This is a genomic window from Flavobacterium sp. N502540, from assembly GCF_025947365.1.
Classification (GTDB): Bacteria; Bacteroidota; Bacteroidia; order Flavobacteriales; family Flavobacteriaceae; genus Flavobacterium.
On sequence record NZ_CP110012.1, the window covers coordinates 1,834,825 to 1,850,880 of the forward strand.

8 protein-coding genes are annotated in these 16,056 nt (G+C 34.5%); 3 read left to right on the forward strand and 5 right to left on the reverse strand.

Annotation, left to right across the window (positions count from 1 at the left end; all coding sequences use genetic code 11):
* Nucleotides 1–94 precede the first annotated feature (94 nt).
* From OLM58_RS08165 to OLM58_RS08175, 3 genes are all read right to left on the reverse strand, one after another.
* A complete protein-coding gene (locus OLM58_RS08165) occupies nucleotides 95–784 on the reverse strand; it encodes a hypothetical protein (RefSeq protein WP_264531897.1) in 690 nt (229 codons plus the stop codon).
* A gap of 2 nt (nucleotides 785–786) precedes the next feature.
* Nucleotides 787–5,298: a T9SS type A sorting domain-containing protein gene (locus OLM58_RS08170; protein WP_264531898.1), complete on the reverse strand. Its 4,512-nt coding sequence runs from the start codon at nucleotides 5,296–5,298 to the stop codon at nucleotides 787–789.
* 152 nt (nucleotides 5,299–5,450) lie between these two features.
* A complete protein-coding gene (locus OLM58_RS08175; protein WP_264531899.1) occupies nucleotides 5,451–9,569 on the reverse strand; it encodes a LamG-like jellyroll fold domain-containing protein in 4,119 nt (1,372 codons plus the stop codon).
* A gap of 509 nt (nucleotides 9,570–10,078) precedes the next feature.
* Here OLM58_RS08175 and OLM58_RS08180 point away from each other — a divergent pair.
* The gene (locus OLM58_RS08180) at nucleotides 10,079–11,713 is read left to right on the forward strand and encodes a S8 family peptidase (protein ID WP_264531900.1); all 1,635 of its coding nucleotides are present in this window, start codon (nucleotides 10,079–10,081) and stop codon (nucleotides 11,711–11,713) included.
* A 62-nt stretch (nucleotides 11,714–11,775) separates the two neighbouring features.
* The gene (locus OLM58_RS08185; RefSeq protein WP_264531901.1) at nucleotides 11,776–13,656 is read left to right on the forward strand and encodes a M1 family metallopeptidase; all 1,881 of its coding nucleotides are present in this window, start codon (nucleotides 11,776–11,778) and stop codon (nucleotides 13,654–13,656) included.
* Between the two features lie 60 nt (nucleotides 13,657–13,716).
* On the opposite strand, the gene OLM58_RS08190 is transcribed toward OLM58_RS08185, so the two are convergent.
* On the reverse strand, nucleotides 13,717–14,157 hold the full coding sequence (locus OLM58_RS08190; protein WP_264531902.1) for a DUF5683 domain-containing protein: 441 nt from the start codon (nucleotides 14,155–14,157) through the stop codon (nucleotides 13,717–13,719).
* A 193-nt stretch (nucleotides 14,158–14,350) separates the two neighbouring features.
* Between OLM58_RS08190 and OLM58_RS08195 the strand changes: the two genes are divergently transcribed.
* Entirely contained in the window at nucleotides 14,351–14,698 is a 348-nt protein-coding gene (locus tag OLM58_RS08195) for a helix-turn-helix domain-containing protein (protein ID WP_264531903.1), read from the forward strand.
* 194 nt (nucleotides 14,699–14,892) lie between these two features.
* Here the strand turns inward: OLM58_RS08195 and OLM58_RS08200 are convergent, their stop codons facing one another.
* A complete protein-coding gene (locus OLM58_RS08200) occupies nucleotides 14,893–15,831 on the reverse strand; it encodes an L-threonine 3-dehydrogenase (RefSeq protein ID WP_017494581.1) in 939 nt (312 codons plus the stop codon).
* Between the last annotated feature and the right edge of the window lie 225 nt (nucleotides 15,832–16,056).

A 16,056-nucleotide genomic window follows, 5' to 3' on the forward strand; every position in this document is an offset into this window, starting at 1 on the left:
ATTCGGAGTTTATTATAAGAAGCATAAAAAATCCTGTTTTCAGTATATCGAAAACAGGATTTTTTTGGTTTAACTAATTGTAATTATTAAGGTTCTAGTTGGTCTTGAATTTCCAGATTTGACCAACAGTTTCCCCTCCTTTATTGTCTTTTACAACCACTTTCCAGAAGTATTCTTTTGAAGTGGTAAGCGTTACATCAAATGAAGTTGCACTAGTGTTTTCAGCAACTTTTGCTGTGGGTGGGTTCGTCGTTCCAAAATATACATCATATTTAAGAACATCTGCTGCATCAACATCTGTCGCATTCCATTTTAAAATAGCCGTTGTGGTGTTCAAAACAGAGTTTAGGACAGGCTGTATTAATTCCGGAGAAAAAGGCAAATGATTTACTACTGCATCGCCACTGGTGTAGAGTTTAAAAGTAGACGAATAAGTACTGGCCAGCCCTTTGCTATCAGTCGCTTTTACTCTCCAATAATAGGCAGTGTTTTTCTCCAATGCTATTGAAGTGGTAGTAGTAGTGACTTCCGATGATTTTACAATTTGCGCAAACGTATTTTCTTTTGCTACCTGAATTTGATAGGTTATAGCGTCTTTATTTGAATCTGTAGAAAGATCCCATTGAAAAGAAACCGTATTGTCTACACATAATTTATTATCAACCGGAGCTTTTAATGCAGGTACAGTTGGTGCCTCATTGGCAGGTTCTGCAGGTCCTGAATCATCGCTGCCACAAGCTGCAAATAAAAGACTAATGATCGTGAGGGATATGAAATTCTTCATCTTTATTTTTTTATAATTTTAATGTATTCCGGAGTCTCCAAATAGATTTTGGCAGCATAAATTCCTGACGGTTGGTTGTCAAGATTCAATAGTGCTTTTCCATTTTCAATAACATAGTTTTTGGTTGAAACTAGCTGACCGGAGAAGTTGTATAATTCTATTTGAACTTCATTTTTAGCACCCGGAATTTCTATTTCGAAACCTCCCGAAGTTGGGTTTGGATAAGCCGATAAGATTTGTGATTCGAAATCTGAAACAGAAACTTTTTTAGCAAAAACACCTTCACAAGCTTTTGCAGTCGCCACTTCTACTAAGGCATTTTTAGCAACATCCACAGAGAAAGCCGCATCATCGGTCTTGAATTGTTCTGTTCCGTTCACAAAAACGGTAAACGGAGCGGTTCCTTCCATAATTTCAACGTTAACCGTTTTAGCAGTTACGCTTGATTTTCCGGTAATAGTAGCGCCTTTTGCAATGGTAACCGCAAAGTTTTGTTCGAAAATAACATCCGGAATAGTGATCTTAACTTTGTAGTTTCCGGGTGCCAGAGCGCTAACTTTTAAGCTGTTATTGGTAAAAGTATAAGGCTTGTCGTTTATAGTCGCAGTGTAAGCAAATGTTGCTTTTCCAACAATGCTTATTTCTCCATTATTTTCCCCAAGACAGGATTCGCTTTTCGTTTGAATGGCGAAATTGTCTGCGGGTAAAGTAAATTCAGGAGTACAGTCTGTATTAAAAGTTGCAGTGGTATCTTTTCTGTTGGACCAGTTGGTATTAGAAAAGGCAGCATCATCAACCTGAATACAAGTTAGATTTGTGTTACTCAAAAAACCAGTGTTGTTAAGGTTTAAATTAATATTGTTTCCGTTCTTTACGTTTAGATAGGTTAGTTTATTACTAGAACAGGTTAGATTTTTCAGAACTGTATTTTTAGAAAGATCAAGACTTGTTAATTGATTGCCATCACAGTAAAAAAGGTTTAAAGCCTTGTTTTCAGAAAGATCTATTGTCTTTAATTGATTTTCATAAGCATATAGTTCTGTTAAAGATTTATTTTTAGAAAGATCAAGAGCGGTTAGTTTATTGTAGCTTACCTGCACAACTTTCAAACTATTAGCTTCAGGAAGGTTAATAGAGCTTAGCTGATTTTCACGACAATAAACAGAGATTAAAGTGATATTTTGAGAAAGATCTAGAGTTGTTAGATTATTTTTATACGCAAATAAAGAAACTAAACTTTTATTTTGAGAAAGATCTAGAGTTGTTATTTGATTATTATCACATTGCAAAGATTTTAAACTTAAATTTTTTATAACATCAAGAGCCGTTAATTGGTTTGAGCCACAAATAAGAGTATATAATTCAATATTTTCAGAAACATCAAGAGTTGTTAAATTATTATTGGCCGTACTAATGTTTGTTAATTTTTTATTTTGACTGACATCTAATGCGGTTAATTCGTTTTGGTGAACAGATAAATTTGTCAATAAGATGTTTGCCCTTATGTTTATGTTTTTCAGCTTATTTTCGCTTGCATATAATGTAGTTAACTTGGTATTGGAAGAAAGGTCTAATGTTGTTAGTTGATTTTGACTCACTTTCAAAAACGTTAATTCTTTAAAAGCTTCAATTCCCGTTAAATTAGTAATTGAGGAATTACTAAGGTCTAAGCTTTTTACAGCAGCAATAGCCTCGGTTAAGACTTTTCCATCAGGAATTCCAGTGTCTAGTTTATCGGCAATTAATTTCTTCTCAAAATTCACATCCGGAATCAAAGTATAAAGTGTTTTTACAGGGCATGGGCTAGAAGAGAAAGTTGCTGTGGCATCTTTTTTCGTGGCCCAATTTGCATTCGAGTAATTCACGTCATCCACCTGAATACAGCTTAAGTTAGGGTTTTGGGCTAAACTAAAATTATATATTAAGGTGTTTTTTCCATTTTTAAGATTTGCGCTGGTCAAAGCATTAGTATCAGCCATTATATTGCTTAATTTTAGATTTTTTGAAACGTCTAATTTTTCAATCTGATTATTGGAACAATATAAACCAATCAATTCTTTATTTTTTGAAACATCTAATGAAGTCAAAGCATTATAGGGTAAAGACAAGAAGGTTAGTTTTGTGTTGTGTTGAAGATCAATAGCTTTTAGGTTGTTGCCGTACATGCTCAAACTTGATAATTCTGCATTTTTAGAAAGGTCAATTACGGATATCTTATTATGAGTAACCTCCAGATCTGTTAAAGATTTAAAATCCTGAATTCCGGTTAAATCAGAAATAGAGCTTTGTGAGATGTTTAAAGAGGTTACTTTAGAAATACTTTCGGTTTTTACTTTTCCATTTTTCCCATCTCTGTCAATATTCAAAGCGATTAATTTATCTTCAAAATTGGGATCCGGAATAAGCGTATAAACATTGCAGTCTAAATTAAAGTGGGTAAAAGCATCTTTAGTTACAGCCCATTTAGCAGCAGCGGTAAGATCTGAAACCTGAATACAGGTCAAAGCAGCATTGTTAGCGGTATTTAAAGTGTTTATCGCAGCATTTTTTGAAACATCTAATTTCTGCAATACATTGTTAGAAACGTTTAGGTTGGTTAAGGCTGTGAAACCTTCAATACCGGTTAAATCAGAAATGGAACTGTTTGAAAGATCTAAAGCACTAATAGTGCTAATACTCGAATTTAAAACAGCTCCATTTTTTCCGTCTTTATCGATGTTAAGAGCAATTAGTTTGTCTTCAAATTTTGGATCTGTAATAATAGTTGAAAGGCTGCAATCCAATGAAGTAAAATAAGTGCCCTCATTTTTTAGTTCAGACCAGTTCGTTCTGGCATAATCAATATTATCAACCTGAATACAAGTTAAATCTTTATTGATTTTAAAAGATGATTTATAGATTTCAATATAATTACCCGCTTGATATATTTTATGGGTTTGGAGGAAATTAGAATTGTTTCCGTTTTTTAAATTCAGACTCTTTAAATTGTTAGAAGCACAGTTTATAAAAGTTAAGGCTTTATTGTTGCTGATATCCAAAGCGGTTATTTGATTGGAATCACAGATTAAGGTTTGTAATAGTGTATTGTTGCTGATATCTAATGTTGATAATTTATTGTTATTGACAAATAGGCCCTCCAATGCTGTATTCATCGATAAATTTAGGGATGTCAATTGGGTATTATTACATTTTAGTTGTCTTAAAGCTGTGTTTTTTCTTAAATCGAGAGTGGTTAAATTTCGTATGTGGGAGACATCTAAATCGGTTAGATTGATGTTTTGCGAAAGATTTAGCGTCGTAAAATTTTTTGTATAATTTTGACCACATCTTAAAAATTTTAAAGCTGTGTTTGAAGTCAGGTCTAAGGTTTCCAGTGCATTTCCGTAACCATCCAAATAAGTCAGATTGGTGTTCTTACTTACATTTAAAGTATTTAAATCGCGATTACTTTCAGTTTTTAAACTGGTTAAAGCGGTATTTTTGCTTAAATCTAAATTTGTGATATTATTACTACTGCAGTCTAAAGATGTTAAAGCTGTAAAGTCCTGAATTCCGGTTAGATTAGTAATAGAGCTTCTGGAGATGTTTAAGGTTGTTACTTTAGAAATGTTTTCTGTTTTCACCTTTCCATTTTTTCCATCGGTATCAATGCCAAGCGCAATAAGTTTGTTTTCGAAATTCACATCCGGAATTAAGGTATATGCTGGACAATCTGTACTAAAACTTGCCGATGGGTCTTTTGCTTGAGACCAGATTTTTTTTGCATCTTCTATATTGTCCACCTGAATGCATTCCAGATAGTTACCGTAAAAGGTTGCATAAGAAGCATTGGGATTAAATAAATAATTTGCTCCGTTCTGTATATTCAAATAGGTTAGCAAATTTGTATGGGCAGTCATTACAGCCAGTTTATTGTTTTTGCTCAGATCGAGACTTTTTAACAGATTGTTACTGCACCATAAAGACCTTAGCATTAGATTAGAGAACAGGTCTAGAATTTTGATACTATTACGACTGCAATTCAGACTTTCCAGCATTAACTGTTTGGAAACATCTATGCTTGTAAGCTGATTGTTGTGACAAAAAATAGTTTTAAGTGCTGTATTGCTAGAAAAATCAAGCATTGTTAATTTATTATTGTCACATTCCAGGCTAGTTAAGAGTGGATTATTAGCAAGATCCAATGTCGTTAACAGATTATTGCTGCAATGTAAAGAGGCTAGTTTATTGTTTTTTGATAGGTTCAGTTTACTCAATCTATTGTTGTAACAAGACAAAGAGTTTAAGGCAATAAAATCTTCAATCCCGGTAAGGTCTGTAATGGAGCAGTCGTTAACACCCAAATAAGTTACAACAGCCGCTTTAGAGGTCAGAACTCTCCCGTCAGGGGTTCCCGAATCAATTCCTAGTTCGATTAATTTATTTTCAAAATTCACATCAGGTATAACAGTGTACTGCTGCGCATGAATAGAAAAACTTACTAATAGTAGCAAGAAAAGTAGTTTTGTTCTCATAGATTACATTTATGATTAGATCGCGCAAGTCTACAAAATTCGGTCGGTATTTCCTTACGGGAAGACGTATTGGAAGAACCTAACTTTCGAATAATTAAAAAAAAATCCCATTCGCTGCGGCGAATGGGATTTTTGAGTTTAAAGAAATTGTATTATTTAAGGATAACTTTTTTCGCAGAAGCGGCACCCTGATGGATTAAATATACGTAATAAACTCCTTTCGGTAAATCGGATAAGCTTATTGTATGGTTTGTATTGCTTGAATTTAAAGTGAATGTTTTTATCAATTGTCCTAATGAATTATAAACTGTTGCTTTTTCTAAAGCCATATTATTAATGTTCACTTCACCGGTTGTTGGGTTTGGATACATTGTTATTTTATCAAAAACAGAATCTTCTATTCCTAAATTCTTACAGCTATTAGAATAAATTGTGTTGGGCTCCTTGATTCTGGACCAGTTAGCATTCGAATAGTTGGCATCATCAACTTGTATGCAACTAAGAGTTGTAAGTCCTAAAAAACTGGTATATAAAGAGGCCGTTTTTTTATCTGTTGGAGAAGCTAAAACAAAATTTCTATTATTACCGTTTCGCAGGTTTAATGAAATTAATGGGTTATTTGCTATATAGATGATCTTAATATTTGCATTTTTAGAAAGGTCTAATGTTGTAAGTTGGTTTGTAGACGCATTTAGTGTTTCTAAGGCAAGATTCCTGCTCACATCTAATGTCTTCAATTGATTATTACTGCAATCTAAAAATGTTAGTGCTGTAAAACTCTCGATACCTGACAGATCTTTAATAGTACTGTTTGAAAGATCTAAAGACGTAATTGAGCTTATGTTTGCAACAGAGATTTTTCCGTTTAGGCCGTCGGTATCAATTCCTAAATCAATTAATTTTTGCTCAAAATTTTGATCTGGAATCTGAGCAAAACCGGAGGTACAGTTAGTGTTATAGCTTGCAGTTGCATCTTTTTTTGCTGCCCAGTTAAGATCAGAATAGGCTTTGTCGTCAACTTGAATACAGCTTAAATTTGGATTGTTTGTAATATTTAGAAATGGCAATTGAAAGTTAATATTATTTCCATTTTTCAAATTTAGACTTGTTAATTGATTAGTGTGAGCATATAAACCCACTAAGGCTGTATTTATGCTTAGATCCAAAGTGGTTATTTGATTTTTTGAAGCATTTACAAATTCTAGGGATTTATTTTTGCTTATATTCAAATCTTTTAATTGATTGGACTGACAATATAGCTCTGTTAGAGTAGTGAGTTTAGAAACATCCAGGTTGGTTATTTTGTTTTCACGACAATCCAGAAGAGTCAAAGCAGTGTTTTTGCTCACGTCTATAGAAGTTAATTGACTGGTATTACAGCCCAAAAATGTTAATGCCGTATTGGTGCTCACATCCAAAGAAGTATATTGGTTTGAACCTGAATCTAATTTCAGTAACGCTGTATTTACCTTAACGTCTAAAGAGGTTAATCGGTTTGCGTAACAGCTTAAATTAAGTAAGGCGGTATTATTGCTTACATCTAAGGAAGTTATTTTATTGTTGTTACAGTCTAAAGTGATCAAAGCTTTATTCTTGCTCACGTTCAATGCTGATAATGAATTTTGACCGCAATACAAATCAGTTAACGATACAAAGTTTTCAATTCCTGTTAAATCTGAAATATTACGATTGGTAACATTTAAGATCTTTACAGTGCTAATTTTATAGGTCAAAACTTTACCGTCGATGGCCCCGCTGTCAATTCCGCTATCAATTAATTTTTGCTCAAAATTTGGGTCAGGAATTAAAGTGTAATTTTCTGCATTTTCAGGCATATATAAAGCTGAAATTTCTGCCGGTGTAAGTACACGATCCCAAATGGCAACATCATCTATTGTACCTTTAAAGTCTTCTTTTATGTTATCTCCGGAAATTCTTTGTCCAATTCTAAAAATAGTGCCTACAGTATTTAAATTCACCGCTTTTTGATCCACAAATTTGCCGTTTACATATATCGAAAGCTGAGTTCCATCATAGGTAACGGTGAAAAAATACCAATCGTTGTTAGCATAATCAAAGTTGTTTACATAAAAATCATCATTAGAAAAATCAGAACCAGTTATTGCTTGAAGATAACCTTTAGGATAAACAGAAAGAGACAATCTTTGCAATTTTGCTAAAGTCCCATAGTTAAAAATGGAGACTTCATATTTACTCGGATCAGGAAAAGCATCATTTGTTTTAAACCATCCTGAGATTGTTCTCGAAGAATTGTTTTTAGGAATATTTGGCAGAACAGCATCGATATAATTGTTTAAACCATCAAAGCTATAAGCTGCATTATTATTTCCAAATCTGTCTGATGTTAGTGTAGCGCCTGTTACGGTTCCATTTGATTCGTTTCCGCTAAGATCATTTGCATTTCCATTAAAAGGGAAATAAGCAATTAAACCATTTGTTGGTACTTGCCCGTCTATCAAAGAAGGAATAACGGTGACATCAACAACAGTTCTGGTACTTTCGCATCCATTAACCGTTTGAGAAACATAGTATTTGCCTGTTTGTAAAGGAGTAGATAAATTTAAGTCGCTCTGTATAATGGCACTGCTGTACCATTTAAGATTAGATCCCGTAGCCTGTAAGCTGGCAATAGTAGCACTGTTATTAAAAGACTGTGCATTTGCAGTTGGAGCAGCTGTGATGGATGAGTTTATGGTTATCGTATAAGGATTGGTTGTACATCCTTTGGCATCTTTTGCAATAATCGAGTACGTGCCTGCTGATAAATTAGAGAATATATTTGAAGACTGGAAATTCATGGCAGGATACATAGCATACTGATAAGGTTGCGTTCCGCCAGCTGCCATAGTGGTTATAATTCCGTCATTTTTAGTATTACAAACAGATGTCGCAGTTGCCTGAACAGTAATAGGAATTGGCTCTATAATCGTGATGGTTTTGGATACTGACGATGTAGCATCACTTACCGTGCAGGTGTAATTTCCCGGATATAATCCTGTGATGGTTGAAGTTGTATATCCATTAGACCAAAGATATGAATATGGCATCGTACCACCAGAAACAGCTGTTACTGAGGCTGAACCATTAGCATAACCCGTGCACGTTATAGCCGTAAAAGATGTTGTAATTGTTAAAGACGATGGGCAATCTATTTTTGTTGGCACTTTTTTATCGATGGTTGTGTTGTCACCTAATGGTCCACTTTGGTTTCTGCCCCAAGTCCATATATCTCCACCTGTATCAACCGCAACAGTGTGGTAATTGCCTGCTAAAATTAAAGACCATTTGGTAGTTGTTCCTACTTGTATAGGGGTATTACTTCCTACAGTTGTACCATTGCCCAGTTTTCCAAATAAGTTGTCACCCCAAGCCCATAATGAATTATCGGTTTGGATGGCATAACTACTATTCCATCCGGCAGAAATACTTTTCCAATTTGTAGATACCCCAATTTGTGTTGGTAAATTTTTATTTATAGAGGTTCCATCTCCAACTCCGCCATTTATATTTTCACCCCAAACCCATAAAGTTCCATCAGTTTTTAGAGCGATTGAATGACTGTATCCTGAAGAAATTGTTTTCCAGTCATTAGCAGTTCCTATTTTCGTTGGAATGGTTTTACTAATTAACGTACCATCTCCTAAAGCCCCCTTAGAATTTTCTCCCCATGCCCATAAAGAACCGTCTTTTTTTAAGGCAATTGTATGTTCTCCACCTGCAGCTACAGTTTGCCAGTCAGTATCGGTTCCTATTTGTATTGGAATATTTTTATTAACGGTGGTGCCATCGCCTAATTGTCCTGTAGAATTATATCCCCAAGCCCATAAAGTACCGTTGGTTTTTATTGCCATGGTATAATTTCCTCCTGCAGATATACTTTGCCAATCTTTCGCAGATCCGATTTGTTGGGCAGCATTATAACCGGTAACAGTGCCCGGACCGTTTCCTATTTGCCCTAATGAACCATAACCCCAAGCCCATAAAGTTCCGTCTGATTTCATTGCAACGGTATGTCCCCATCCGGCGCTTACCGTTTTCCAGTCATTTGATGTTCCTATTTTTACAGGAGCGTTTTTTTGAGTTGTGGTGCCATCTCCCAATTGACCATTACCATTATTACCCCATGCCCACATGGTGCCGTCTGGCTTTATTATAATATTATGGTTGTATCCGGCGGCTGTAGATTGGATACATTGTGCCTTAATGTGAAAGCAAGAAAGTATTAAAAATAAAAGTAAAATTTTTCTCATACGATAAAAATTTGGTTATTTAATAGTGTGTTTTTTGGTTAGAATAGGTTTTATTGAGTGAGCCTTTAAGCTTGATTTGTAAGAGTAATAACAACAAAAAAATATACCTTTTTTATTGTTATTTTAAAACCGGTTAAAAATGGTACCTCTGAATATTACCGATGGTTTGGTATACAGGGAGATACATTTTACAGAAGCAAAAAAAGTAGTTTTATTTTCATAAAAGTATGTTTTTGAGGTTTCTGACGCAAGGATAAGGTTTTTAGGCGAATTTTCCTTACGGAAAGACGTAAACCATATCTTTTTAGTCATTAAAAGAAGAAATAGTTAGCAACTATTTTTTGAATGTAAGGATTTTTGTAAATATTTGGAGTTAAGAGTCTTAATTGTATTTTACACTTTCTTAAAACACAAACAAAAAATCATAACACAGTGTTAATCGTTAGCTTTATGTAACAAAAAATCATAATTTAGACCCATAATTTAACTTTAGAATACTTATTAGATACATGAGTCATATGAAACATCTCAAATTATCTGCTTTTGCATTAATCGTTTTAGCAGGTTGCAGCACTACTTTGCAAGCGCAAAATTCGGCAACAAAAGAATTTATTAAAGCTCCTTTAGCCGTTGTTAAAAAAGCCCCTGTTAGCGAAAATGAATTAAAAAGATGGAGTCATCTTGATTTAATCAAAGATTCGATCCCGGGAATGAGTGTCGATAGGGCTTACGCTGAATTATTACAGGGAAAAACCGGAAAGAAGGTGATCGTGGGAATTGTAGATTCAGGTGTCGATATCGAACATGAAGATCTGAAAGGGATGATCTGGACGAATCCAAAAGAAATACCGGGTAACGGAATCGACGACGATAAAAACGGATTTATTGATGATGTTAACGGATGGAATTTCTTAGGAAATGCTGTTCATGAAAATCTTGAATTAACGCGTGTCGTTAAAAAAGGCGATGACGGATCTAAGGAGTATAAAGAGGCTTTGGCACAGTATACGAAAAAGTATGAAGAAGCTTTACGAGACAAGCAGCAATCTGACTTTTTGTTAGAAGTTCATAAAACAATACAAAAAGAACTTAATAAAACAACTTATAAAATTGAGGATTTAGATGTTATAACTTCTACAGATCCGAAAGTAGCTCAGAGCAAAGAAATCATGACTCAAATTTTAACGAATGCGGGGCCAACTTTTGACCCTGACTCTGAGTTAAAAGAGTATAGTAAGCAGGTTTACGGTCAGTTGAACTACAACTTAAATAAAGAATTCGACGGAAGAAAAATTGTAGGTGATAATCCGGAGGATATTAAAAACGCACGTTATGGAAATAACATCGTTTTTGGTCCTGATAAAGAGGAAGCACTTCACGGAACACACGTAGCCGGAATTATTGCGCAGGTTCGCGGGAATAACTTAGGAGGAGACGGAGTTAGCAATAATGTAGAAATCCTGACGGTAAGAGCTGTTCCGGATGGAGATGAGTACGATAAAGATATTGCTTTAGGGATACGCTATGCAGTAGATAACGGAGCGAAAGTGATCAACGGAAGTTTCGGAAAAAGTTTCTCTCCTCATAAAAAATGGGTATATGATGCAATAAAATATGCTGCGAAAAAAGATGTTTTGATTGTGCATGCCGCCGGAAATGACGGATACAATATTGATGAAACCAAAAACATCAACTATCCAAACGACTCAGAAGATAACGTTAAAGAGTTTGCGGATAACGTAATCACAATTGGTGCACTTAATAAAGAATATGGCGAAACTGTTGTAGCTGGATTTTCGAACTTCGGAAAAATAAACGTAGATGTTTTTGCTCCGGGAGAAGAGATTTATGCAACGGTACCTAATAACAAGTACAAATATCTGCAAGGAACTTCAATGGCTGCTCCAAATGCAGCAGGAGTTGCAGCACTGATACGTTCGTACTATCCAAAATTAAAAGCAGCTCAGGTAAAACAAATTTTAATGGAGTCAGGAGTTGCGCTTCCATCAATGGTTGTTCTAGGAACAAATCCAAATCCGGAAGCAAAACCGGTGGCAGTTTCTTCCAAAGAATCATCAAGAACAGCTAAAATGGTCAACGCTTACAATGCTTTATTGATGGCAGAAAAAATGTCTAAAAAATAAACAAAAACAGAATACTAATGTAATGGAAGAGTTCGCGCTCTTCCATTTTGATTGAAATAACCATGCGAAAAATTTTACTACTATCTTTTTTGAGTTTGAGTTTAAACTCAGCATTTGCACAAAGCGCTCCTTATTGGCAACAACATGTCGATTACAAAATGGAAGTCTCCATGGATGTAAAAAACTATCAGTACAAAGGAAAACAAGAGTTAGTGTACACAAACAACTCTCCTGATACTTTAAAGAAAGTGTATTACCATTTGTTTTTGAATGCGTTTCAGCCGGGAAGTGAAATGGATGCACGTCTGCATTCTATAAAAGATCCTGATGGAAGAATGGTAAATAAAATAAAAGGCGCAGATGGTAAAGAAACCAAACAGAGCCGAATTGAAACTTTAAAACCAAATGAAATTGGGTATTTAAAAGTTTCAGACTTGAAACAAGATGGCGTTTCGGCGCAAACGAGAGTTTCAGGAACTATTTTAGAAGTGACTTTGGTGAAACCAATTTTACCAAATTCTAAAACAACCTTTACTTTAGATTTTGACGGGCAAGTTCCGGTTCAGGTTCGTCGTACAGGACGTAATAATTCTGAAGGAGTTGAATTGTCAATGTCACAATGGTACCCAAAATTAGCCGAATTTGATTTTGAAGGCTGGCACGCAGATCCATACATCGCTAGAGAATTTCATGGCGTGTGGGGGAACTTTGATGTGAAAATTACAATCGATAAAGATTATACTATCGGAGGTTCAGGATATTTAGAAGATAAGAATCAAATAGGCCACGGTTATGAAGATGCTGGCGTAACCGTTACTTATCCAAAGAAAACAAAAACATTGACCTGGCATTTTATTGCACCAAACGTTCATGATTTTACCTGGGCAGCAGATAAAGAATACACACATGATATTGTAAAAGGACCCAATGATGTTGATTTGCACTTCTTCTACAAAAACAATCCAAAAACAACTGCAAATTGGAAACAATTAGAACCTTTAATGGTGAAAGTAATGGATTATTACAACCACAGAGTGGGAGCATATCCGTACAAACAATACTCTTTTATTCAGGGTGGAGATGGCGGAATGGAGTATGCAATGTGTACTCTGATGCTTGGAAACGGAACTCTTGAAGGAATTTTAGGAACAGCAACTCATGAATTAGGACATTCCTGGTTTCAGCATATTTTGGCTTCAAACGAATCAAAACACCCTTGGATGGATGAAGGTTTTACCACTTACATTGAAGACAGTGCTTTGAATGAATTAAAAGGGGATAAAAAAGAAGTGAATCCATTTAAAGGAAATTATGCATCTTATTACAGCTTAGTTAATTCAGGAAAAGAACAACCGCAAACAACTCATGGAGACCGTTATGATGAAAACAGACCTTATAGTATTTCTTCTTATGTAAAAGGAAGTCTTTTCTTGTCGCAATTAGAATATGTAATTGGGAAAGAAAATGTAGACGCTACTTTGAAAAGATATTACAATGATTTCAAATTCAAACACCCTACTCCAAATGATATTAAAAGATCAGCAGAGAGAGTTTCAGGAGCAGAATTAGATTGGTATTTAATCGATTGGACAGGAACTACCAATACTATTGATTATGGTATCAAAGAAGTAGCGGATAACGCAGGAAAAACGAATGTTACTTTAGAAAGAATCGGAAGAATGCCAATGCCGATTGATTTAACAGTGGAGTATACAGACGGAACTTCTGAAAGCTTCTACATTCCGTTAAGAATGATGAATTTCATCAAACCAAATCCAAATCCGAATGAAAAAAGAACTGTTTTAGACGACTGGGCCTGGGCACAATCGAACTACAGTTTTACAATAGATAAAAATAAAACTGCCATTAAGAAAATCACGATTGATCCAAGCGGATTAATGGCTGATGTAAAAGCAGCAAATAATGTTTATGAGGTGAAATAATAGTCACTTAAATATAAAAAAAGCCAAAGTTAGTTTTCTGCTAGCTTTGGCTTTTTGTCTTTAGAAGTTGTAAATACAGCTAAAACCGAAGTCGCTTTTTAAAGTTATAGTATTTGTATTTATCATAGGTCTTAGTGTTAATGGTTTGCTTGCATTAAATTGTGATAAAGAAGGGGCAATATTTGCATCAATAATATTTAAAGCATAGAATAGAATAATACATAATAGAGACAGATCTCTTTTTAGCTTGAATTGTTTTTGAGCAGCAAGTAATTGAGAATTACTTAAATCAGATAAATATTCTGAATCACTTTGTTTTTCGGCAAGTCTGTTTTTATATTCATTCCGATATATGTTGTATTGCTTCTGATTGTCGATATATAAAGATATACCAATACCAATCGTTCCATAAATAAATGGAACTTTCCAGTATTTTTTATTATAAACCTGACCCAGTCCGGGTAAAATTGCAGAGTAAAAATTTACTTTAACGGAATTCAAAGAATCGGGTATTTTATTAGTTTGAGAATAAAGAGATAAAGTAAAAAGACATACAAAAATTAGAAAGAAACGCATAGTTTTCAAATTAGATTCCCACAAAAAAACAATAAAATAAGATTTTTCTTTAATTTAAAAGTTTTAAACTTCAAAACTAAAGCTTTTTTGTAGTACATTGGCTTCAAAAATTAGTAAAATGACTTTTGGAACTAGATTGCAAAAATTAAGAGGAGAAAAAAGGATGTCGCAAAAGGAGATTTCGACTATTCTGAAAGTTTCACAAACGATTTATGGAAAATGGGAAAGCGATATCTTTTATCCAACGTATAAAAACTTAAAGAAAATTGCGGTTTTTTACAACATTAGCGTAGATGTGCTGGTAGATGTTAAAGATAAAAGAAAAGCGGGTAAGATTTTAATTTCAGATAATCTGACCGCAGATCCGGTATCTTTCATTACCATATTTAAACTCCTGAAAAGAATAGAAAAGACTGTTTTATTGATCGAAAAGCAAACAGCGATTCCGGAGAAAGAAGGAGAATGAAAAAGTCCCGTTTAATTTTAGAAATAAATTTTAAAAGGGACTTTTTTATTAATAGATTATTTTCTCAAAAAGCAACCAGATGGAGAAGAATAGAAAAATCTCCATTCCACTGTCTAATAAGTAATATCGGTGAGCAAATGAGAAGCATAAAAAAAACGCACAATTTGTGCGTTTTTTTATTTTATAAGCAGATGTTATCCCAAATGCTCTAACATGTCTTTTGTCATGGTTTCCAGATCAAAAGTGTGTTTCCAGTCCCAGTCTTCTCTTGCCTGAGAATCGTCGATACTAGCCGGCCAGCTGTCCGCAATTTTCTGGCGGAAATCAGGGTTGTATGTTATTTCGAATTCAGGAATATGTTTCTTAATTTCTGCGGCAATTTCAGTAGGAGTAAAACTCATTGCAGCTAAATTGTAGGATGAATGTATTTTGATTTTTTCTGCCGGAGCTTTCATGATATTAATAGTTGCATCAATAGCATCATCCATATACATCATTGGCATTTTTGTTTCCGAAGATAAAAAGCACTCGTATTTTTTATCGGCAATAGCTTTGTAAAAAATATCAACAGCGTAATCTGTAGTTCCGCCACCCGGAGGCGTCGACCAGCTGATTAAGCCCGGATAACGGATGCTTCGAACATCAACTCCGTAAATATTATGGTAGTATTCGCACCATCTTTCTCCCGCTTGTTTACTAATTCCGTAAACCGTAGAAGGCTCCATTACGGTATATTGAGGTGTATTTTCTTTAGGAGTAGTAGGTCCGAAAACCGCAATACTGGAAGGCCAGAATATCTTTTTTATCTTTTTGGCTTTTGCTAAATTTAAAACATGAAATAATGAATTCATATTCAGATCCCAGGCAAATGCAGGGTTTTTCTCAGCTGTAGCCGATAAAAGTGCTGCCATCAAATAAATGTCAGTAATTTGATGTACTTCAACAAGATGCTCAATTTGGTTGAAATCTAAAGCATTGACTACTTCAAACGGACCGGAATTTACAACGTCAGTATTTAATTTTCTAATATCAGAAGCAATTACATTGTCTGTTCCGTATAGTTTGCGCAGTTTTTGAGTCAGTTCCGTCCCAATTTGACCGCAGGCACCAATGATTAATATTTTTGGATTCATTTTTTTGAATAGTTTTTTTGAAAGACAAATATAACGTTTTCGCAAATGTTTTCGCTTTTAAGGAGAACAAATTATAAATTTAACAATGATAAAGATTCTTTTTTAGATTATTCGCTGTTGAATACAGAATGTAAATTGTAAAATATAAGTATTTTCGATCAGGAATTCAGGATTTTTCCATAAGTCTTACAAAGTAGAATTCCTAAATTTGTTTCGGTCTATTAG